The sequence below is a fragment of the Avibacterium volantium genome (assembly GCF_049366555.1).
Lineage (GTDB): Bacteria > Pseudomonadota > Gammaproteobacteria > Enterobacterales > Pasteurellaceae > Avibacterium > Avibacterium volantium_A.
On the sequence record NZ_JBMMGT010000014.1, the window covers coordinates 18,799 to 41,288 of the forward strand.

The 22,490-nt window shown below is 41.2% G+C and carries 21 protein-coding genes; 9 read left to right on the forward strand and 12 right to left on the reverse strand.

Annotated features, from left to right (window positions below; all coding sequences use genetic code 11):
* Window positions 1–20 precede the first annotated feature (20 nt).
* The 10 genes from ACLS0A_RS06110 to kbaZ form a co-directional block, all read right to left on the reverse strand.
* On the reverse strand, window positions 21–1,643 hold the full coding sequence (locus tag ACLS0A_RS06110) for a sulfatase family protein (protein ID WP_416082777.1): 1,623 nt from the start codon (window positions 1,641–1,643) through the stop codon (window positions 21–23).
* Window positions 1,644–1,660: 17 nt separating this feature from the next.
* A complete protein-coding gene (locus tag ACLS0A_RS06115; protein ID WP_103853296.1) occupies window positions 1,661–2,857 on the reverse strand; it encodes an anaerobic sulfatase maturase in 1,197 nt (398 codons plus the stop codon).
* Between the two features lie 111 nt (window positions 2,858–2,968).
* Complete coding sequence (locus ACLS0A_RS06120) at window positions 2,969–3,610, reverse strand: RpiB/LacA/LacB family sugar-phosphate isomerase (protein ID WP_416082776.1); 642 nt, start codon at window positions 3,608–3,610, stop codon at window positions 2,969–2,971.
* A gap of 35 nt (window positions 3,611–3,645) precedes the next feature.
* Complete coding sequence (locus tag ACLS0A_RS06125) at window positions 3,646–4,695, reverse strand: glycoside hydrolase family 88/105 protein (protein ID WP_416082775.1); 1,050 nt, start codon at window positions 4,693–4,695, stop codon at window positions 3,646–3,648.
* Between the two features lie 32 nt (window positions 4,696–4,727).
* Window positions 4,728–5,165: a PTS galactosamine/N-acetylgalactosamine transporter subunit IIA gene (gene agaF / locus ACLS0A_RS06130; RefSeq protein WP_416082774.1), complete on the reverse strand. Its 438-nt coding sequence runs from the start codon at window positions 5,163–5,165 to the stop codon at window positions 4,728–4,730.
* Window positions 5,166–5,247: 82 nt separating this feature from the next.
* Window positions 5,248–6,114 (reverse strand): PTS system mannose/fructose/sorbose family transporter subunit IID, encoded by an 867-nt coding sequence (locus ACLS0A_RS06135; protein WP_103853300.1) that lies wholly within the window; start codon window positions 6,112–6,114, stop codon window positions 5,248–5,250.
* Window positions 6,104–6,874, reverse strand: a complete 771-nt coding sequence (agaW, locus tag ACLS0A_RS06140; protein WP_103853301.1) for a PTS N-acetylgalactosamine transporter subunit IIC — start codon at window positions 6,872–6,874, stop codon at window positions 6,104–6,106. The genes ACLS0A_RS06135 and agaW overlap by 11 nt, the downstream gene beginning before the upstream one ends.
* A 19-nt stretch (window positions 6,875–6,893) precedes the next feature.
* On the reverse strand, window positions 6,894–7,382 hold the full coding sequence (gene agaV / locus ACLS0A_RS06145) for a PTS N-acetylgalactosamine transporter subunit IIB (RefSeq protein WP_265757291.1): 489 nt from the start codon (window positions 7,380–7,382) through the stop codon (window positions 6,894–6,896).
* A gap of 14 nt (window positions 7,383–7,396) precedes the next feature.
* Window positions 7,397–8,557, reverse strand: a complete 1,161-nt coding sequence (locus ACLS0A_RS06150) for an SIS domain-containing protein (RefSeq protein WP_416082773.1) — start codon at window positions 8,555–8,557, stop codon at window positions 7,397–7,399.
* Window positions 8,558–8,572: 15 nt separating this feature from the next.
* Entirely contained in the window at window positions 8,573–9,856 is a 1,284-nt protein-coding gene (gene kbaZ, locus ACLS0A_RS06155; RefSeq protein WP_416082772.1) for a tagatose-bisphosphate aldolase subunit KbaZ, read from the reverse strand.
* A gap of 287 nt (window positions 9,857–10,143) precedes the next feature.
* On the opposite strand from kbaZ, the gene ACLS0A_RS06160 reads away from it, so the two are divergent.
* Window positions 10,144–11,712: a sulfatase family protein gene (locus ACLS0A_RS06160; RefSeq protein ID WP_416082771.1), complete on the forward strand. Its 1,569-nt coding sequence runs from the start codon at window positions 10,144–10,146 to the stop codon at window positions 11,710–11,712.
* Window positions 11,713–11,760: 48 nt separating this feature from the next.
* Window positions 11,761–13,254 (forward strand): DUF2264 domain-containing protein, encoded by a 1,494-nt coding sequence (locus tag ACLS0A_RS06165; RefSeq protein WP_416082770.1) that lies wholly within the window; start codon window positions 11,761–11,763, stop codon window positions 13,252–13,254.
* 122 nt (window positions 13,255–13,376) lie between these two features.
* Here ACLS0A_RS06165 and kdgR read toward each other — a convergent pair whose 3' ends face one another.
* Entirely contained in the window at window positions 13,377–14,165 is a 789-nt protein-coding gene (kdgR, locus tag ACLS0A_RS06170; protein WP_416082769.1) for a DNA-binding transcriptional regulator KdgR, read from the reverse strand.
* 159 nt (window positions 14,166–14,324) lie between these two features.
* Here kdgR and ACLS0A_RS06175 point away from each other — a divergent pair, with 159 nt between their 5' ends.
* On the forward strand, window positions 14,325–15,266 hold the full coding sequence (locus ACLS0A_RS06175; protein WP_416082768.1) for a sugar kinase: 942 nt from the start codon (window positions 14,325–14,327) through the stop codon (window positions 15,264–15,266).
* A 9-nt stretch (window positions 15,267–15,275) separates the two neighbouring features.
* Window positions 15,276–15,911: a bifunctional 4-hydroxy-2-oxoglutarate aldolase/2-dehydro-3-deoxy-phosphogluconate aldolase gene (locus ACLS0A_RS06180; protein WP_416082767.1), complete on the forward strand. Its 636-nt coding sequence runs from the start codon at window positions 15,276–15,278 to the stop codon at window positions 15,909–15,911.
* Window positions 15,912–15,993: 82 nt separating this feature from the next.
* Here the strand turns inward: ACLS0A_RS06180 and ACLS0A_RS06185 are convergent, their stop codons facing one another.
* Entirely contained in the window at window positions 15,994–16,818 is an 825-nt protein-coding gene (locus ACLS0A_RS06185) for a glycerophosphodiester phosphodiesterase (protein WP_423096742.1), read from the reverse strand.
* Window positions 16,819–17,039: 221 nt separating this feature from the next.
* On the opposite strand from ACLS0A_RS06185, the gene ACLS0A_RS06190 reads away from it, so the two are divergent.
* The 5 genes from ACLS0A_RS06190 (at window position 17,040) to ACLS0A_RS06210 (ending at window position 22,419) form a co-directional block, all read left to right on the forward strand.
* A complete protein-coding gene (locus ACLS0A_RS06190) occupies window positions 17,040–18,113 on the forward strand; it encodes an ABC transporter ATP-binding protein (RefSeq protein WP_103853311.1) in 1,074 nt (357 codons plus the stop codon).
* Window positions 18,110–18,979: an ABC transporter permease gene (locus ACLS0A_RS06195; RefSeq protein WP_021461277.1), complete on the forward strand. Its 870-nt coding sequence runs from the start codon at window positions 18,110–18,112 to the stop codon at window positions 18,977–18,979. The genes ACLS0A_RS06190 and ACLS0A_RS06195 overlap by 4 nt, the downstream gene beginning before the upstream one ends.
* On the forward strand, window positions 18,976–19,818 hold the full coding sequence (locus ACLS0A_RS06200; RefSeq protein ID WP_416082765.1) for an ABC transporter permease: 843 nt from the start codon (window positions 18,976–18,978) through the stop codon (window positions 19,816–19,818). Before ACLS0A_RS06195 ends, ACLS0A_RS06200 begins: the two co-directional genes overlap by 4 nt.
* Before the next feature lie 23 nt (window positions 19,819–19,841).
* Entirely contained in the window at window positions 19,842–20,924 is a 1,083-nt protein-coding gene (locus ACLS0A_RS06205) for an extracellular solute-binding protein (RefSeq protein WP_416082788.1), read from the forward strand.
* Between the two features lie 184 nt (window positions 20,925–21,108).
* Window positions 21,109–22,419: a histidine-type phosphatase gene (locus tag ACLS0A_RS06210; protein WP_416082764.1), complete on the forward strand. Its 1,311-nt coding sequence runs from the start codon at window positions 21,109–21,111 to the stop codon at window positions 22,417–22,419.
* The last annotated feature ends 71 nt before the right edge of the window (window positions 22,420–22,490 follow it).

Sequence of the window (22,490 nt, forward strand, 5' to 3'; positions counted from 1 at the left end):
ATAGTGGCTGATTAATCAGATTATTTTGCTTTTGCTGAAGCCTCAATCGCTTGGAATTCTTCAGGATTCCACGCCATTGGTTTTGGTTGTGTGCTGATCCAGTCGTAAAATGCTTTTTGCAATTCTTTTACTTTTTCTGGATATTTATCAGCCACATCTTGGCTTTCTGCTGGGTCAACTTTGTCGTGATAAAGATGAAGTTTGTTACTTCCGTCATTGTAGAAATATAACGCCCAATCTTGATCTCGAATTGCCCAAGAGCTTTTCGAGAGTTTCTCTAAGTTTGGATTTTTCGGTGCTTCGTTGGTGTTATAGGTGATGTATTTCCAATAATCCGCCCAGAATTGTTGGTTTTCTTCACTATAATGTTTCGCACCAGGGCCTGCCCAATATAAGTATTTATGCGGAGAAACTTTTTCTTTCCCTTCTAACACAGGCAGAATATCACGGCCATCTAATTTCAATGAATCTGGCACTTTGATATTTGCGGCTTTCAATGCGGTTGGAAGAATATCCATCGCAGAAATTAACATATCGCTTTTGCTGTTTGCTGGGATATGGCCCGGCCAAGATACGATAAATGGCACACGCACCCCGCCGTTATACATTTGCCCTTTGAAGCCGCGATCCATACCATTTAATGGCATTGGCGCTTCGTGTACAGAACCGTTATCGGATAAGAAGAAGATAATAGTGTTATCTAATTTGCCATCGGCTTTTAATTTGTCGATAATTTTTCCGATACCTTCATCTGCGGCATTAATTGCTGCAAAATATTTATCCGCTTCAACGTTACCTGTATTGAATTGATCCATATATTTTGCTGGTGAAGCTTCTTCTAATGGAATGTGCGGTACGCTATACGCAAGATTTAAGAAGAATGGTTTATCCCCTGCTTTATCAATAAATTGCAGCGCTTCATTGGTTAAATTATGGGTTAAATAGCCCGGCGCTTCGATTGGCTTGTCATTACGCCATAAAGCCGGTGAATTCCACAATGCTGCCCCTGATACAAAGTAGCTGTAAGAATAATCAAAACCGCGATCGGTTGGGAAATAACCTTTATCTGGTACAGATGAGAAGTTATCGTGGTAATCACGGGTTTTTACATCATCAGGCTTAGTGATACGTCCAATTTTTCTGTCTTTATTCACTCGAGCATTATGGTATTTACCAATATTCGCCGTGGCATAGCCATTTTCTTGGAATAACGCTGGCAACAGCTTCACATCAAGTGGAATACCGTTGAAAGAATCATCATTACTATAAATACCAAATGACGCTGGATAACGTCCTGTCAAAATCCCTGCACGAGATGGGCCACAAACAGGGTGAGCAACGAACGCATTGGTCATTTTTACCCCAGTTGCGGCTAATTTAGACACATTCGGCATTGCACGCTGTGCAGCGTCAATCATTTTATCTAAATCACCTTGATAACGAGCAGCAACAGGGCGTTTGCTTAATTCGTTCTTGTCTAAGCTGTCAATGGCGAAATCAAGCTGGCCTGTGCCTAAATCGTCCATTACAATAACCAGCACGTTCGGTTTTTGAGGATCTTGGCTGTGTGCGTAAACAGGCTGAGCCGCAGCACCAACAACCAATGCGGATAATAAACACTGACTAAGTAACGAGCGTTTCATTATGATCTCCTTTGATTTTAGTTGATTATTTTCATAATATCTTCAGCCAACCCGCCACGCTGAATAATTTCCCGCATACGGTGCATCAAAGGTGCGGTTTGACGAAAGAAGAGTTGGTAAGAAGGACAAAGATAATTTTGTTTAAATTTTTCCCCTTTCAAATTCACAATACGATGCTTCGGACACCCGCCTTGACAAATCATTCTCACATCACATTTTTCGCAGGCTTTAGTGAGCGTTTCTTTTTTCGCTTTACCAAATTTTTGTTGCTTGGTTGAAAGTGCAATTTGATTGAGAGGCTGTTTATTCACATTACCTAAACGATAATCAGGATAAACATAGTGATCGCAAGAATAAACATCGCCATTGGCTTCTACGATCATTGCGGTACCACAAGTTTCCGTATGAATACAGCTGGTGGAAGGATAGCCCAACCATTGCCCAAGTAAGTTATCAAATTCACGCACGAAAATACGTCCCACATCTTGTCGAACCCATTCGGTAAACACGTCTAATAGGAAATGCCCGTAGCCATCAGCTGGTACAGAAAAGGGAGCCATTCGATAATTTTTTCCAGGACTATAATCACAGCGTTGTAAGGAATAATTCGCCACTTCAACAATAGGAATAAACTGCATAAAAGTCGAGCCTAACTCTTTCAACGCTTGGTAAGTTTCCCGTCCTTTATCCCAGTTTTTATCATTAATTACAGTGAGCGTATTAAAATCCACTTCATATTCTTTTAATAGATCAATGGCTTTTTTCACCCGTTCAAATGTGGGCTGCCCATTGACAGAAATACGATAGCGGTCGTGAACCTCACTTAAACCATCCACAGAAATCCCTATAAGAAAATTATTTTCTTTGAAAAATTCTGCCCATTGACGATTAATCGCAATGCCATTGGTTTGAAAACCATTGGTAATCGTTTTGCCGTTAGCAAATTCTTTCTGAAATTGCACCGCTCTTTTAAAAAAATCCAAACCGAGTAAGGTGGGTTCACCGCCTTGCCACGCGAAATCAACGTGATCGCCTGCGTGGGATTCAATGTAGTTTTTGGTATATTGACGTAAAGTATCGTCAGACATTAGGCGAACGTTATGTGTTAGGACTTGCTCTTTTTCCAAATAAAAACAGTATTCACATTTGATATTGCAATGGAAACTACTTGGTTTTGCCATCATATGAAAATAAGCGGGTTGAGATTGACACATAAACAACTCCTAATGTGAAAGAAATGTTAGGTTAGGGAAACGATAATTTTAGTTTAAACAGAATTATCTTTGAAAGGGGAAATGTCCTATTTCCCCTTTATTAATAGCAAATTAGCTATTTAATACTTCAGTAACGTAAGCACGAATTGCGTCATCTTGACAATTATCGAAGAAGCATTGTTGGAAACGCTCACCGCTTACCGCTGTTTTCACCAATTCAGGATCGATAGCGCGTAAGGTATCTAAGTAGTTATCTTTTGCCACCGCTGTTTTCACTTGATTGAGAATGCCAGCATTGCGAACTTGAGGTTCACGACGTTCAACTGGATAGCCTTGACCACGTTCACCTTCAAAAGCTTTTTCAAACATATAACGCACGTTTAATTCAGCCCCCCAGCCAAATCCTTTGGCAAAGGCTAAGGATAAGGCGTTACCATTGTTGATTTGTGCGAATAAGAACGCATCAGCAGGTTCTAAGCAGTAACCACACACCACACCTGGGTGAAGATTTAATGACATTAATGCACCTTGACCTGTACCACAACCTGTTACCACAAAATCAACGGCTTTTGAGTTTAATAAAATGCTCGCCATAATCCCTAAGTGGATATAAGTTAAGTGGTGATCTTGCTCGCTGTTCATTCCCACGTTATAAACGCTATGCCCTTTCGGCTCAACCACGTTTTTTAACTCATTTAAGATAATTGGATTTTTCGCCGCTTGGCTGTTTTCCATCATTAATGCAATTTTCATTTTTCTTTCCTTAATTCAATAATTAAAAGTTACCGTTATTCGGCTTGTAATTGATAAATTTCTGCTCCTGCAAGTAAGAAAGCACCCACACCGTAATCGATGTTGTCTTCTTCTTTCACTTCACGCGGATTGAAAGCAGGAAGCTGAATCCAGCCTAATTTGCCCTCAGAATTGACCGCACTTTCTAATGAAGCCCAAGCTTTTTCAACCACTGGCAAATAAGTTGCACGATCTAAAATGCCTTGATTGATCCCCCAAGCTAATGCGTAGCAGAATAATGCCGTTGCACTGCTCTCTTTCGCAGGGAACGTTTGCGGATCAAGTAAGCTCGCTCGCCAGAAACCATCTTCGTGTTGGAATGGTAAAACGATTTCTGCAAGCTGACGATAAAGGGTTAAATAACGCTCACGTTCTGGATAGTCTTCGGGCATATCACGGAATAAGCGTGGAATCGCTGCAATCACCCAACCTACGCCACGTCCCCAAAAGACTTTTTCACCATTGGCTTCACGCAATTCACCGCCTTTGCCATCTGGAATATAACGATAATCACGGTAAAACAAGCCAGTTTCTTTATCTTGTAGATGATCGACAGAATCCCACCACGCTTGGTTTGCGTAATCACGATATTTACTTTCACCCGTCAATGTGGATAAAGCAAAAAACACTTGTGGCGCCATAAAGAGTGAATCACACCACCACCAGTCTTCACGCCCCGGTTTTGGATTTGCCAACATATCTTCCACAAAATTCACTGTGGGTTCTAAGGCTTCTGGTTGGTTAAATAAAGGATACACATCAAGGTAGGATTGCGCACAAACCAAATCATCGGCAAAACGCAAATGTGGCCCTGTGCGAAAACCTGTGTGTAAGGTGTAATTCAATACGCCATCTAAGAACACTTGTTCACCCGTGACTTTCCACGCATTAGACACGCTTGCCCAAAATACCGCGCGATCCCAATCTGTATCTTTAATAAAACGAATGCGACCTGTGCGGCGTACAACGGTACGAGTTTGATGTGCTGCCTGCCACTGATACACTTTTTTCATCAATGCAAGGGTTTGCTGTTGTTGAGGGTTCATAATTTTTCCTCTTTTTTTGTAAGCCAGAATGCTTATAGTCCGTCTGTTTCGTCTTCATCATCTTGCGAAAGTGCGGCAAGATCTTGGCGTAAATCTTTGATTTGGCTAAATTCGCCATTGGCAAGACAATCCGTTAATTCACGCAAGGTAAGTTCCTCACGTTCTAATGCCGCATTGACGATCATTGATAAATTGGTGCCAGCCACTACTTCGACATTAGGATCTTGCAATAAGAGATTGATTGCACGATTACAAGGCGAACCGCCATAAAGATCCACTAAAAATAACACACCGTCCCCTGAGTTTACACGCTCTTTCGCCGCTAATAATTGGGCTTCTAGCTCATCAGTGGACATAGATTCTAAGAAATCAACAAATTCTAATTGCGGTTGTTCGCCAACAATGGCTTCAGCCGCAGAACGCATACCCGAAGCAAAATTAATATGACCTGATACCACGATACCTAACATAAGCTGTCCTTGTTTTTCTTGTTATTGTGGAGGGAATGAGATAGCTCTCATTCCCTGATTTCGTTGATTACTCAACAATGCATTAGATAATGCCGATTAAATGTCCAACCACACCGAAAGCAAGCATACTGAAGATCAATACTGGTGGTTTCGCCCAGAAGCCTGTACCTTTTACTAATTTAAACATTAGGAAAACTAAGGCTAATGGTAATAGGTTTGGCATAATCTTATCGAAAAGTGCGGTCTGTAATTCCACCACTTTTCCCCCCATTTCTATGGTTGCCGTGGTTTTAAAGCGTATGAAGGTCGCACACAATGCCCCGATAACGAAAATACCCATAATGTTCGCCGCTTTAGCTAAACGCTCGGTAGAATCACTCATATTTACCATCGCAGCTGTACCGGCTTTATATCCCATAAACATCAAGCTGAAATACACAAAGAAGTGTAAAATTTGATATAGGATAAAGAACACGAACGGCCCTGCAATCGAACCCTCAATGGCAATAGATGAACCTAATGCAAGGGTTAATGGCATAATGGTCATATGGTCGATACCATCACCGATCCCCCCAGTTGGGCCCATACCAGCTACTTTCATTACGTTGATAGTAGATGGTTTTTCTTTATTTTCTTCCATTGCAATGGCTGTACCAAGCAAGAAAGTAAAGAGTTTTGGACTTGCATTGAAGAATTGTAAGTGGTTTTTTAATGATTTCGCTAAATCATATTTATTGTTACCGTGAATTTTTTTCAACGCTGGGATAATTGAATATGCCCAACCACCTGCTTGCATACGTTCAAAGTTGAAGTTCCCTTCCATAAACAAACCACGAATCGCACATTTCCAAAGATCACCTTTTGTAATCACTTTGCGAACGGTTTGATCTTGATACGCATCGATATCATCAACAAGATTTACTTGATTATTTACGTTTTTAGATTCCATCTTCGAACTCCTGTGCTTGTGATTGGTTGTTGTTATTGCTGTTACCTGAGAAGTAGAAATAAAGTACTGCGATTGAACCACCGATGATTGCAACGGCCATAATTGGTAGTTTTAAGTAAGTGGTTGCAACGAAACCGATGAAGAACACACCCGCAACTTGTTTTGACCACATAATTTTTAATAACATTGCAAAACCGATTGCTGGAACTAAACGCGCACCTAAGCCTAAGCCTTCTAATAATGCTTTTGGTGAGTTATTGTTGATCCAATCTGCTGCGTGTTCACCGAAGTACACGGTAATAAAGGCAACGATTGCATACATTAATGAACGTAATGAAATCGTCGAAATCAATAAGAAATCAATACCATTTGGATTCGCTTGTTCTGCATACTCATCGGCTTTACCCATTGTGAATGAAGTTAATGCGAAGAAACCAATCACCAACATTTGCATTAACACTGCAATTGGCATACCTACACCCATTGCCACTTCCGCGCTTTGACCTGTCATTGCGGCGAAAGCCACTGCGGCGATAGTACCCATTGTTACATCTGGTGGCTGAGCCCCAGCATTAGGCACTAAACCTAACCAAGCTAATTCAAGTGTTGCACCTGTGATTAAGCCTAATTGCAAATCACCCATAATCAAGCCCACAACAGGCCCTGTGATTAACGGACGGTGGATATTTAATGCGACATCGTATTTATCGATACCACAGAAGAACGCCCAAACGGCGACTAATAATGCTTCAGTTAACATAAACGCTCCTTATTGAGTATTAAAGATATTGTTTAATATCGATTTCTTGTGCGTCCGGCGTATTTTGGATTGTGCAAGTTACCCCTGCGTTCACCATACGGCGGAATGCGTCAAGATCCTTTTCATCAACAGAAACCGTTTTGGTTAATTGCGTTTTGCCTTCGTGGAAATGCATATTACCGATATTGCAATGTTTGATAGGCACACCACCTTCAACTAAGCGTGCGACATCTGTTGGATTGTTACATAAAATAAAGATTTTTTGTTGTGGCGATGCTTTATGAATCACATCAATAGTTTTTTGGATTGTGAAGAAACGCACAGCATATTCACCACCCGCTGAAGCTTTCATACCTGCTTGCATAAATGCCGCATTTGGGCCTTCTGCTGCTTCATCGTTTGCCACTAAAATCAAATTGGCTTCTGAGTGTTTACCCCAAGTAATACGGATTTGTCCGTGTAGTAAACGCTCGTCAATTCGTGTCCATACAATATTAGGTGCTGACATAAAAATCTCCTTAATTATGAATTAAATGGGTGAATAATAACGCCTTGAACCACTCGGTTTACTTCACCTGTTGGGCAAGGATTGTCGGTGGTGATACCACGACTGAAAGAACTATAAAATGAATTCACTTGTGCAAAAACAATGTATGGGAACAACAAGGCATAATCTGGTACATTGCTAAAGCCTTCCACTTCAATCACATCTTCGCCTTCCACACCTGCTTGCGCAGTTAAACATACAACGCGACTTGCGATATTATCGCGACGTAATTCATTATATAAATCAAGATCATATAAACGGGTATAAGGTTGATTTGATAAAAATTCTACGACCACCGTTTTAGGATTCACAATAGATTTAGGCCCGTGGCGGAAACCGAGTGGTGAATCATAGGTTGCTACAATGCGTCCTGCGGTTAATTCCAAAATTTTCAACGCAGATTCTTGTGCAAGACCTTGTAAGCCACCGCTGCCTAAATAGATAATGCGCTCCATATCAACCTTAGAAAGTTGGCGTGCATAATCCACATAACGAGGGATCAATTTTTCTGTGGCATCACAAATAAATTGTAGCTGTTCAACTACTGAGCCTTTTGGTAATAAGAACACAGAAAGCGCTGATAACATCATTGAGCTAAAGCTGGATGTCATTGCAAAACCGCCGTCATTGGTTTGTGGTGGCATTAATAAAGCTAAAGTGCGGTCATTTTTTTGCGCATTTTGATATAACGCGCCTTGCTCATTACAAGTAATGAATAAGTGATAACAATTGGTTAAACACTGATTAGCTAACTCTACCGCTGCCACACTTTCCGGGCTGTTACCTGAACGTGCGAAAGAAATTAATAAGGTTGGCACGTCCTGTGCAAAATATTGGTAAGGATTAGACACAATATCTGTTGTGGCAATGGATTCCACACGTTTATCCGTTAAGGTTAAAACGAAAGGCTGTAAGGAATGTCCCACGAAAGCTGAGGTTCCTGCACCAGTGAAAATCACACGTCCATTTGCTGCATTCATTACAGGCGCAATGAAATCTAAGATTTGCTGACGTTGCGCTTCCACTGTCTGTAATGCTTGTAACCAAGCCTGAGGCTGATGCTCAATTTCTTTTGCGGTCATAATGGCTTTGCCTGCCACTAATTCGCTTTCTGAAAAACCTAAATAACTTGTCATCTTATCTATCCTCAATTATTTATTGAAAAAACTTGCTAAGGCATATTGGCGAACCACTGCACGCACTTTATCTAACACTACCTCTTTACCACGAGGGGCTAATGTGCCTGCACGCACGGCGGCATATTGCTCTGGTAAATATTGGCTTAACAATGGTAATGGAATATCTACGTTCTCAAAATTAGCAAATAATTTTTCCACTGCGGCTGCGATTTCAGGATTAGTCCAGTAATAACGAATACGATCACTAAAGCTAAAACTTCTTGCAAAACGTTGATCTAACTCGGTACCGTGATAGTATTTTTGCCAGTTTTCTGGGTGTGCTAACATTTGCTCTTCAAGCACAGCGAGTAAGTTAGCTCGTTGTTCCGCTGGGAATAAATAGTCTTCCATTGCACATAAAGCATATAAGCCTTCACGCAATGCAAACGTTAATGCTGGCCCCACTTTCAAAATCGCAAAGTGGTTTTTTACTAAGGCTTTGTAAGCTTCTTCCGTTTGATAATCAGTAGAATGTGCTTCAAACACTAAATTTTCATAATCATTCACCACTTGGCTTAAGGCTTGTGCTTTCTCAGGAATAAAATCAATCACTTTTGTATGATCAAACTCTACCCCTGGCTGCACCACCAAACCAATTACGCGTGGCCAAATATGTTCTAACCCAACGCGAGCAAAGGCTTGTTGATGAGCATTAATGGTGGCTTTCGCGGCACTTGGTGAAGTTACTTCTAATTCGGCAATTTCCTCTGCTTCACCACCTGGTACAGGAACTTCTGTGCCAACAATGTAAACGATACGATCAGCAAAGCCATTATTCACTGCCGTTTGTTCGGCAACCACAGCTAAGCGAGCCGCACGTTCTGCCACAATTTCATCAGACAAAGGCACAGGATCGCCTTTGCAAGACATACTGCAATCTAAATGAATTTTTTCAAAACCTGCTGCGATATAAGCTTCAATGAGCTTCTCGGCGTTTGCCATTGCTTCATCAGCTGTTAATCCTTGCCAACGATTAGGCCCTAAATGGTCGCCACCTAAAATTAGTTGATCACGCGGAAATCCTACTTCATCTGCTAATTTTTCAACAAAGTGGCGAAAATCCAATGGCGTCATTCCTGTATAACCACCAAATTGATCCACTTGGTTAGAGGTTGCTTCAATAAGTAATGGTGTTTGATCTTGTTTTGCCTGCAACAATGACGCTTCTAATACAAGGGGATGAGCAGAACAAACCGAATAAATTCCGGTTGCCTCGCCCGCTTTATGTCGTTGGATTAGGTTTAGCAAAATACTCATTTTTATTTACTTCCTTTTCGGTATACTAAATTTCGTTTTCGTCATTATGAAAGAAATTCCACTTTCATATTGTTTTAAGCTGATTATAACGAAAGAAATCAAAGCAAAAAAATACCAAAATCAAAATCTGTGATCTAATTCACAAAATAAAATATTTTTTGTAAAACGATGTTTTAAAATATGGTTAGACAGTCATTTTTATGAAAAAATGACCGTACTTTGTTTTAGATATTCGTACAACAAAGTGTAACTAATCTATCCTACTTAAACGTTTGAGGAGCTATAAGATGAGTATCTCACGTCGTAATTTTATAAAGGGCGTTGCAACAACAGGCGCTGCGGCAGCATTATCAGCGGGTGTATCTAAAACCGCTATGGCTTCAGAAAAAGACCGCTGTACGAGCAAAAAACCAGAAAAACCCTTAAATTTACTGTTAGTTTTTCCTGATGAAATGCGTGCAATGGCGCAAGGATTTAAACATCAAGATCCAGCTATTACCCCCCATCTTGATGCCTTTGCTAAAACAGCTAAGGTGATGGATCAAATGGCATCAAACTATCCTCTTTGTTCGCCTTTCCGCGGAATGTTAATGACAGGTAAATATCCGCTACACAATGGGGTAACAGGTAATACCCACGACTACGGTGGCAAAGTAGGGATTGAGCTTTCCCCTTATGCAAAATGTTGGTCTGATGTATTAAAAGATGAGGGTTATTCCCTTGGTTATATCGGTAAATGGCATTTGGATGTGCCACACGAACCTTATATAAAAAGTTATAACAATCCGATGGAAGGACGCTATTGGAATGAATGGACACCACCAGATCGCCGCCACGGTTTTGATTTCTGGTATTCTTATGGTACTTATGATCTCCATTTAAAACCAATGTATTGGGGCAATGACACGCCGCGTGAATACCCTGAATATGTTGATCAATGGGGGCCTGAACACGAGGCAGATATGGCGATTAAATATCTTCGCAATGAAGAAAATAAATATCGCGATCCAAGCAAACCATTCGCTTTGGTAGTTTCAATGAATCCTCCTCATTCGCCTTACGATCAAGTGCCACAAAAATACCTTGATATGTATCCACAAAGTTCAAAAGAACTCAATACTCGCCCAAATGTAGATTGGGATAAAAAATATCAAGAAGGCTATGGTCCACAATATTTCAAAGAATATTTAGCAATGGTCAGTGGGGTTGATGAACAATTTGGTCGCATTCTTGCCGAACTTGACAAACAAGGCTTGGCAGACAACACCCTAGTAGTGTTCTTCTCTGACCACGGTTGTTGTATGGGATCGCACGGTGCACCGACCAAAAATAATATTTATGAAGAATCAATGCGCGTACCAATGATGTTCCGCTTGCCGGGTAAAATTCCTGCTGGCGTAAACCAAAGTTTAATGTCAGCGCCAGATATTTATCCAACCATCTTAGATCTTCTTGGTTTCAAAGATAGCATTCCAGATAGTGTGGAAGGGGTAAGCTTGGCAGAACAAGTGCTACACGACAAAGGGGTTAGCCCAACTTCTCAGCTCTATCTCTTTGTGCCTTATGGTCAACCTTCTTTCGGCAGACGTGGCGTGCGTACCAAAACTCACACATTAGAAGTTGATCGTCAAGATGGCGAACCATTGAAATATAAACTCTTTGATAATGTGGCAGATCCATACCAAATGAAGAATATTGCTGATAGCAATCCTGAATTGGTACAAAAACTGATCAAAGAAGAATTATTGCCTTGGTTAGAAAAAACTGGTGATTCTTGGCGTCCAGTGGAATTCATTACTGGCCCAACGAAAAAAATGAAAAAACAACTGGAAAGCTGTGCGGCACCAAAAGCCTAACATCACGCACTCACTGAATGTTCGGTGAGTGCAACTAGGAGCGAATAAATGCCAACCCAACCTCAAATTCGTTTTAATGAACGACCTTATTTAGCTCACGAACATCCTCGTTTACGGGATTATTGGCGGGCGTTTAAGGAAAGATTGCAGCGTTCACTCAAACGAAAAGCCTTGTTTGGCAATACTGATCCTCTTATTGATAAACAGCTCAAACAGGCATTTACAAAAGATTCCACCTTTTCGCAAGAAAAGTTTGAATTATTGGTGAGTTATTTTATCCGCTCCTTTCTTCATTATGCCAATGATGGCTATGCCCGTGCCGATTATCACGGCTATCCATCAGAACAAGGAATGGTATCGGATTCCATTGAGGGAGCAGCGCGGAATTATCCCCTGCTTGCTGCCTATTTACATTATCAAACTCATTCCAGCGAGCCACTTTTCATTCAAATTCGAGAACGGCTTGCACAAGGTTTTCTGAATGCCACCAATCCCCAACATTTAGGCTATTGGGGAGATTTAGCCAGCTTTCAGCAAACCATTTGCGAAACTGCTGATTTTGCCCTTGCCTTATGGCTGAGTAAAAAATGGATTTGGCAGCAATATAACGATGAACAACAGCAACAAATTCTCACTTGGCTACGGCAAATTAATCAAGTTCAAACGGTGGATAATAATTGGCATCTGTTTGTTTTACTGGTGCAATTTGTGGTGAAAGATCTCAGTGGCATTGATGAAATCAACCACGAACGCTATCAACGAATTAAAGAATTTTATGTGAGCAATGGCTGGTTTAGAGATGGCGAGAAAGGCAATTTCGATTATTACAACTCTTGGGGCTTTCATTATGGGTTATTTTGGCTCGATCAAATTTCACCCAATTTTGACCGCACTTTTATTCAACAAAGTGCGGTGGAATTTTGCGACAAATTTCATTATTTATTCGCCCCACAAGGCTTTGCCTTTTTTGGACGCAGCCTCCCTTACCGCTTTGCCGCACCAAGTGCTTTAATTAGCACAATGATCCAGCAAGGCAAAACGGACGGACGTGGCAAACGGATTTTCTCCACTCTCACACACTTTTTTATCCAACATTCCGCCATTCAACAAGGCAATGTTACACAGGGCTTATTCCAAGCGGATAGACGGTTGGTTGATCCTTACAGCGGTGCGGCGAGCGGGCTTTGGTCGTTACGACCGCTGATTTTACTCCTTTATGGCAGCCAACAGATTGATTTCTGGCAAACGGAAGAACAGCCCCTTGCCCTCGAACAGCAAGACTACGACATCAGCATACCCGCGATTAATTTAAGAATCATTGGCACACAAGCAACACAAGAAATTGTGGCGTTATTCCAACATCAACAATACCCCAACGCCCCATTCAGCCAAGCGTGCCTGCAACGACAAAATATATTAAAACGAGGCTTAGAATGGCTTTGTGGACGCTCAACTAGGGGAAAAAATAATCTATTGCGCAAAGGGGTTGTCTCATTTTCATCGAAACTCTCTCTTTATCTTGCTGATAAAGAGAAAAATTAATTGAAAATCTACCGCACTTTCAAACTTAAGTTGGCAATACCATATTGAAAAATAAGGTGATTTTATGCCTATTTGCGAAAAAATAAGGCGTTATTCCACGCCTTATTTTTAGTGAATATATGTTATTCCGCCACAGGATAATGTTGATAGCCAAGTTGTTTTGACACATTTCGTCCTGCTTGGTGCAACATTTCCACTAAATGTGCTAAGTTTTCTTTTTCAAAACGCACTAACGGCAATGAAATCGAAATGGCAGCAATGCAATGTCCAAAGCGGTCGTAAATCGGTGCGGCGACACAATGTAGTCCGACCTCTTGTTCTTCTTTATCTTCAGCATAATGCTGTTCACGCACCAATGCTAATTCTTGCTTGAGTTCTTCGATATTTTTAAGCGTGTTCGCCGTGTGCGGGATAAATTCCACCTCTTTCAACAAGGTTTCCACTTCGTCATCAGTATGTGCGGAAAGCAACACTTTCCCAATCGCCGTGCTGTACGAAGGATTTCGCCGCCCAACGCGAGAATACATTCTTAAATTGTAAGTGGAATCAATTTTATGCAAATACACAATCTCATTGCCATCAAGCGTGCCTAAATGCAGGGTTTCGCCTGTTTGTTTTGAGATTTCTTCCATTTCTTTATTTGCCAACTCAATCAAATCTACATATTCCAATGCCCTTGCGCTGAGTTCAAATAATTTTAAGGTTAAGCGATATTTATCCGTTTCACCTTCTTGAGCCACAATCCCTAGGCCTTTCATCGTTTGCAAAAAACGATAGATCGTGCTTTTCGACATCATTAAACGCTGAGCAAGATCCGTTACACCAATTTCCTTTTGTTCACTTAACGCATCAACAATACCGAATACTTTCAATACTGATGATACGACATCGGGTTGAGTATCTTTTTCCATAGTGCCTCTAAATATCATAAAAGAATTGCCTGTGCATATTAACACAAGCAATATTTTTGAAAAGTAGAAAAAATAAAATCACATTTCATTTTTATTGAATAAAAGCATTAATAAATTTATAATCGGCATTATTTCACTCACTTTATTAAGGGGGAAAAAGTGAAAAAAATTGCAATTATTGGCGAATGTATGATCGAATTAAACGGTGAGCCATTTGGCAATATGTGGCAAACTTACGGCGGGGACACGCTTAACACCGCTACCTATCTTGCCCGAGTAAGTAATCCACAAGATATTGATGTGCATTATATTACCGCAATGGGGGCGGACAAACTCAGCCAACAGATGATTCAACATTGGCAACAAGACCACATCAATACCGACAACGTGCTGATTGATCCTCATCGCCAAGCGGGGCTTTATCTCATTCAGCTTGATAAATTTGGCGAACGCACCTTCCTTTATTGGCGTTCTGAATCTGCCGCTCGTTATCTTCTTCAACACCCTGACTATGCCCAAGTACAACAGCAACTCAGCGAAATGGATATGATCTATTTGAGCGGAATTTCCCTCGCCATCTTGCCAGATGCCGATCGCTACGCTTTAATCGCCCAGCTAAAACAACTTGCCAGCCAAGGGGTGAAAATTGCGTTTGACAGCAATTACCGCCCGAAACTTTGGGAGTCCGTGGAAAAAACGCAAGAAATTTACACCGCACTTTTGCCTTTCATCGATCTAGCACTGGTTACGTTTGACGATGAACAAGCCTTATGGGGCGACAGCGAAACCGCTCAATCCGTGCAACGTTTGAAAGATTTTGGGGTCAAAAATATTGTCCTCAAACAAGGCAAAGACGGGGCATTATTCTGCGATGCACAAGGTAACGAACAGCACATCGCCACCACGCCTGTCGCCAATGTTGTGGACACCACCTCCGCTGGCGATGCCTTCAATGCAGGCTTTTTAAACGGTTATTTGCGAGAAAAATCGCCACAGCAATGCTGTCAGCAAGGCAACCAAGTGGCAGGGATCGTCATTCAGCACAAAGGGGCGATTATTGACAAAAACGCCACCGCTCACCTCATTCATCAATTTAATTAAGGAAAAACTATGAATACCGCACAAATTATTGAAAAACTTCGTGAATTTAAAGTGATCCCCGTGATCGCTCTAGACAACGCACAAGACATTCTTCCCCTCGCCGAAACCCTCGCCAAGAACGGTTTGCCCGTGGTGGAAATCACATTCCGATCGGCAGCGGCAGAAGAAGCCATTCGCTTAATCCGCCAACACAACCCGAATATTCTTATCGCTGCGGGAACCGTGCTAACCAGCGAGCAAGTGGTGCAAGCGAAAAACGCAGGGGCAGACTGCATTGTTACTCCAGGCTTCAATCCGAAAATCGTGAAACTTTGCCAAGACTTGAATATCCCCGTAATGCCGGGCGTAAACAACCCGATGTCCATTGAAGCAGCGTTAGAGTTGGGTATCACGGCAGTGAAATTTTTCCCTGCCGAAGCCTCTGGCGGCGTGAAAATGATCAAAGCCCTACTCGGCCCTTATGCACAGTTACAAATTATGCCAACGGGCGGAATCAGCGTAAACAACATTAAAGAGTACCTTGCGATTCCAAATGTCGTGGCGTGCGGCGGCTCGTGGTTTGTGGAAAAATCCCTTATCAACAGCCATAACTGGGAAGAAATCGGCCGTTTAGTGCGTGAAGCCGTAGCAATTACCAATGCTTAACAGAAAAACAAAGTCTTAAAATAAAAGTGCGGTGGAAAATTTTGAAAAATTTGCACCGCACTTTTTATTATAATTCAAAACATCAATAAGGCGTTTTGCCTGCTTTTTCGATTAATGATTTGAGATAGGGAATATCATCGTGGCTGAGCATATCGATTAATCCCTCGCGTAGCCATTGGATAATTTCGCTTTCGGTATCATAGCCGTATTTTTGATTGTACATTTCTAACACGGGGATTTCTTTGGATTCGTGTAAATACATTCTCACTGACAGCCCTGCTTTTTTGTAAGCAATTAAATCTTCTTTGCCAACATAGTGGTATTCCACGCAAACACTGCTGGCGTTTGATCCCAACACCGCACTGAGCTGATCGTTATAGCGTGCGAGGGTAACCACTTGCAAACGCAACGCTGGTAATAATGCTTTGACTTTATTAATTAAAACGTGATCAAAACCCAATAATAAAATTTGATCTACCGTGTTGGTGCGTTGCAAAATCTCCGCCAGCACTTCGGCAAAACGCTGATGATTACGGCGTTGTTTGGCTTCTACAATCAAACCAACATTATTTTCTAATGCCCATTTTAACACGGTTTCTAATTCCACAATGTGCGTACCTTTGAATTCAGGTGAGAACTTTTCACCAAAATCATAGCGTTGTAGTTCAGCAAGCGTCATTTGTTCCACATAACCTTCACCGTTAGAAACGCGTTCGATAGAAAAATCGTGAATAACCACCATTTTTTCATCTTTTGTCATTGCAATATCAAGTTCGATGCTATGTGTTCCCGCCTCTAATGCACCGATAAAAGCAGGCATTGTGTTTTCTGGATACTTGGCACTGTAACCGCGATGGCTATTCGCCAAAATCAAGCCCTTTTCTGTAACGTTAAATTCAAATGCCATTTTCAACCTCTCTTTTAATTCAATTTAAAAACTAAATTCATTTTAGAGATAATAGAAACCTCGTGCAAATACTATCGCAAATAATATGGATAAATATCTAATTTTCGTGATCGAACTCACAAAAATAAACTTAAATGAGTTTATTTTTTAAATTGTAATTGATCGCGCTTTATCTTCTAGTTTAGAGTATCCACAAAATTATCATCGAGGAGGAATCGATTATGGCAAAACTAGAATTACGCAATATCACCAAAAAATTTGGTGATTTCTATGCAGCAAATAATATTTCGTTTAGTGCTGAAGAAGGGGAATTTGTTACCTTGCTCGGCCCGAGTGGTTGCGGAAAAACCTCGTTACTAAAATTGATTGCAGGCTTTCATCGTGCTGATGAAGGAGAGATTGTGATTGGCGATCGCCAAGTGAATGATATTCCACCAGAAAAGCGTAACACAGCGATGTGTTTCCAATCTTATGCGTTGTTCCCCCATTTGAATGTTTCACACAATATTTGTTATGGGCTAAAGCAAAAGAAAATTCCTATTGATGAACAAATTGCACGCTTAAATGTGGCATTAAAACAAATGGATTTAGAAACACAAAAGTTGAAACTGCCCTCTGAGCTTTCGGGTGGTCAGCAACAGCGTGTCGCCCTTGCGCGTGCAATGGTAACGCGTCCTGATGTGATTTTATTTGATGAACCGCTTTCAAATCTTGATGCAAAATTACGCGAAAGTGTACGTTTTGAAATTAAGCAACTTTCTCATCAATACAATCTTACCAGTATTTATGTTACCCACGATCAAGCAGAAGCCTTATCAATGTCAGATAAGATCATCGTGCTAAACAAGGGGTCGATTGAGCAAGTAGGTACGCCGCAAGAAATTTATTATCAACCGAAAAATCGCTTTATTGCCGATTTCATCGGCGTGGCAAACATTACTAAAGCGAACGTTAAACATTGGCAAGATGATCTCTATCAAGTGGATTCCTTATGGGGCAAATTTATTGTGCAATCAGCCCACAAGCCTGTGGCTGAGAATATTTATATTTGTTTCCGCCCTGAAGATGCAATCCCTTGTGAGCCAAATAGCAACGTGGAAAATAAATTTAGCGTCAAAGTGCTACAAACCGCCTTTATGGGCAATATGACTGAAGTGCAAGGCTTGGTAACTTCAGGTTTGCCAAATGAGAAAGTGCGGTTGCAATTAACCAAATTTTCGCCGTTGTTAAATCAATCAGAAGAATTATTTTTCACCCTCGCGCGTGATGCCATTCGTTTCTTGGAGGCAGTATGAAATCGGTAAAACAAGATCTCAAGGCTTGGCTACTGTTAAGCACAGGGCTTGGCACGATTTTATTATTAATGGGTTCAACCTTTTATTTAGTGGTGGCACAAAGTTTCGGCTTACAAAATATGTATGGCGAACCCTCGCATTTCACCTTGGATTATTGGCAAGAGGTGCTGAGCAACCCGATTTTTCATAAATCCTTTTGGTATTCCGTGCGGGTTTCCTTCCTCGGGGCGTTGCTGTCGATTTTGGTCGCCTACCCTATCGCCTTATGGCTACGCAACCCAATGAAAGGCAAAGAATTTATCATCACCTTTTTCCGTATGCCGATGCTTGTGCCGGGCTTGGTAGCCGCCTTTTTGTTTATGAATATGATTTCCTATCACGGTATTTTAAACGAAACACTGGTTTGGCTCGGCATTTGGCAAGAACCAAAATCCCTACAAAATGATAGCTTTGGCTGGGGCATTGTGATTTTGCAAATGTGGAAAAATATTCCTTTCGCCTTAATTCTTGTTGGCGGTGCGGTAAATTCACTAAAAAGCGATCTCTTTGATGCGGCGTCAAATCTGGGTTCAAACAGTTGGCAACGTTTTATTTATGTGATTTTCCCTCTCACACTTGGGGCGGTGCAAGTTTCCTTTATTTTGATTTTTATCGGTGCATTAGGGGATTTCGCCTTTTATAGCATTGCCGGCCCACGCGATACCTATTCGCTAGCTCGTTTTATGCAAATGAGCGCCTATGAATTTGAAGAATGGAACCAAAGTGCGGTGTTAGCGATGGTGATTATGCTCACCTCTGCACTCGCGTCAATTTTAATCACGCTGATTATTCGTCCATTATCTGTTAAACGAGGAGCGGTAAAATGAACAAAATACAAAGCAAAAACACACGTTTAATCAACCGCATTGTGCTGATCTTTTTTGTGGTAGTCAATTTTGTTTGGCTCGTTTTGCCGTTCCTAATGGCAGGATTATGGTCGCTTGTTGATCCACAACATCCTTGGAGCTATCCAGATATTTTCCCACCTGTACTTTCTTTTGAACGTTGGCATTATGTATGGGAAAACACCGCACTGAAAGAAGCAATGCTGAATAGCTATACCATTGCACCGATTGTTTCTTTAATCGCCATCACCCTTGCCCTGCCAACGGCTTATGCCTTTGGACGAATGGAGTTTCGTGGTAAAAAAATTGCCGAACTCATCACCTTAATTCCTTTGGTGATCCCAGGAATGATCATTGCGCTATTCTTTAGTGCGGTGTTAATTCAGTTAAATATTAACAATCCAATGATCGGCATTATTATCGGGCATACGGTAATGACATTACCTTACGCGATTCGCATTTTGTCTTCAGGATTTTCTTCCGTACCGCAAGATTTGATTGATGCAAGTCGTGATCTTGGTGCGTCAAAACTCACCACCTTTAAAGATGTTTATCTACCTATGCTAAAACCTGCATTTTTGGCGTCAATTATTTTCTGTTTAGTGAAAAGTATCGAAGAATTTAGTATTTCTTTTGTCATCGGTTCACCAGATTTTATCACCGTGCCAACCATACTTTATTCGTTCTTGGGCTACTCTTTCATTCGCCCAAATGCCGCCGTGGTATCGATCATCTTATTAATTCCAAACGTTATCTTGCTGTTAATTATCGAGCGTTTATTGAAAGGTAACTATTTATCACAATCCACAGGCAAAGCCTGATTTCCACCAGAGGAGAAACAATGATGAAAACTCGTCTTATCAAAACCGCATTAATCAGTTTAGGGCTAACCACCGCCCTGTCCGTTTCGGCTTCCCAAGATCTCAGCCAAAAAAGCTGGGAAGAGATTGTGGCGCAAGCTAAACAAGAAGGCTCGGTAACCTTTAGCGTGTGGTATTTACAACCGCAATTCCGTATTTTTGTCAAAGATTTTGAAAAAACCTATGGCATCAAAGTGAAAATTCCTGAAGGCACTTTAGACGGTAATATGAATAAGCTGATCGCGGAAAAATCCCTCGCGAAAGGAAAAATGGACGTGATCGCCATCGCGGCAGATAACTACCCTATCGTGCAGAAAAACGATGTGTTACGAAATCTCAACAGCTTGCCTAATTTCGCCCAAGCCAACCACGCGTTGCAAGGGGTAAAATTTGACAATCACGCAATGGGCTTTTGGGGCAATCAAACAGGCTTTGCCTATGATCCATTACGGGTTTCAGAAGATCAGTTACCACAAAGCTGGCAAGAAACCGTGAACTATATTCAAACTCACCCGAAAAAATTTGGTTATGCCGATCCAAATGGCGGTGCTTCAGGGAAAGCCTTTATTTTCCAAGCCTTACTCAATGTAAGTGGTCAATATGATTATCAAAATACCCCATTTGATGCGTTACAAACGAAAAACTGGCAAAGCACTTGGGATTGGTTTAATCAAAATAAACAAAATATGGTACGCACCGCCTCGAACGCGGACAGCTTAACACGCTTAAATGATGGTGAATTAGACATTGTTTCCGCGTGGCAAGATCATTTATTTAGCCTACAAAAACAAGGCGCGGTAACACCAAGATTGAAATTCTATGTGCCAAAATTTGGTATGCCGGGCGGCGGTAATGTGGTGGTAGTCGCACAAAATGCCCCACACCCTGCGGCAAGTTTAGTGTTTACCAACTGGCTAGTTTCACCTGAAACACAACAAAAATTAGCCGACCATTTTGGTATCCGCCCATTAAATGCCGAAGTGGGCGAAGCGGATATTCCATTCTTCCCACTGGATTGGAGCAAAGCCGCTATTGCTGATTTCACCAAAGAAGTGATCGCCAAATAACATTATTGATGAGTTAAGGTTCTGCCTTAACTCATTTTTTTCTCTCTTTTTTGATTATTGTTGCAACAAAATCCATTTAGATTTAACGTTGTTATTGCAAAAGTGCGGTTAAAAATTTTGCAATTTTTATGGCATTTAGTGCAAATAATGCCCCTTCCTTTCTCTCAATATTGGAGGACATTCTATGAAAAAACTCACCTTAAGCCTTAATTTAGTTAGCTTACTTAGCTGCTCACTGTTTTATCCAACCAATCTTAATGCTGTGCCTAATGTGCCTGACAATCCCCAAGCACAAGCGCTACAATTAGAAAAAATTGTGATTTTCAGCCGACACGGTATTCGCACGCCCTTAGTTGGTAAAGACAGCATTTTATCCCAAGCTACCCCTTATCAATGGGTAAAATGGCAGGATAAAACGGGCTATCTCACTGCCAAAGGCGCAAGATTAGAAAAATTATTCGCGGCGTACTGGTCTGAATGGTTGCAACAAACGGGAATTCTTTCCTCACAATGCCCGAAAGACGATCTCTTTATTTACACCAATGCTCGTCCACGCACCATTGATACTGGCGTAAGTTTCGCGAAAGGGGCTTATTCACATTGTGCAATAAGAGTCAATTATCTAGGCGAATATAACACGATGGATAACACTTTTAATCCCGTGATTCGCAGCAAAGTAGATAAAGCCTTTGAACAAAAAGCACGCAAAGCGGTAGATGAATTAGTGGGCGAAGGTGGGTTTGCACAACTCAACACACATCTACAAAGTAATTTCAACGCCCTAGCGACAGCCTTAAATCAAGAACAATCGCCATTATGCCAAGAAAAACAATTGTGTAATTTAGACCAAGAAACAAATACCCTCACGTTTACACAAGGGAAAGAGCCTAAAACCACTGGGGCATTGCGTGATGGTACAGGTGCTGCCGATAGCTTTCTTCTACAATATTACGAAGGCTTTCCAGCTAAAGATGTAGCTTGGGGACGCATTGACAATCAAGAAAACTGGAAAAAAATTGTTGAAATAAAAGAGCGTTACAACCAATTATTATTCGGCACGCAAGTAATGGCAAAAGAAGCCGCAACACCATTGCTCACCTTTATTCAAAACAGCTTCAAAGATTATGGTTATCAGCACCCTTACATTGAAAAAGCTCGCAATGCCAAAGTGGTATTATTAGTCGGGCACGATTCCAATGTTGGCTCGCTCTTACCATTATTGAAAGTGAAACCTTATCATCTGCCCGATCAGCTAGAAACCACGCCAATTAGTGGTAAAGTGGCATTTGAGAAATGGGTGAACGCAAAAGGCGAAGCCTTTATGAAAGTGGAATATGTTTATCAAACCATTGATCAATTACGCAACGGCACGAAACTTTCTTTGACTAATCCGCCAAATCGTATAACCTTACAGCTTGAAGATTGCCCAACCAACGCGCAAGGTTTATGCAAAATGGAAAATTTTTACCAAGCCGTTGAAAACGCCTTAAAATAATACCGCACTTTTCGTTGTGCGAGTTAAGGTAACATTGAGGGATAAGCCTCTCTGATCGCAAAGTGAGGCTT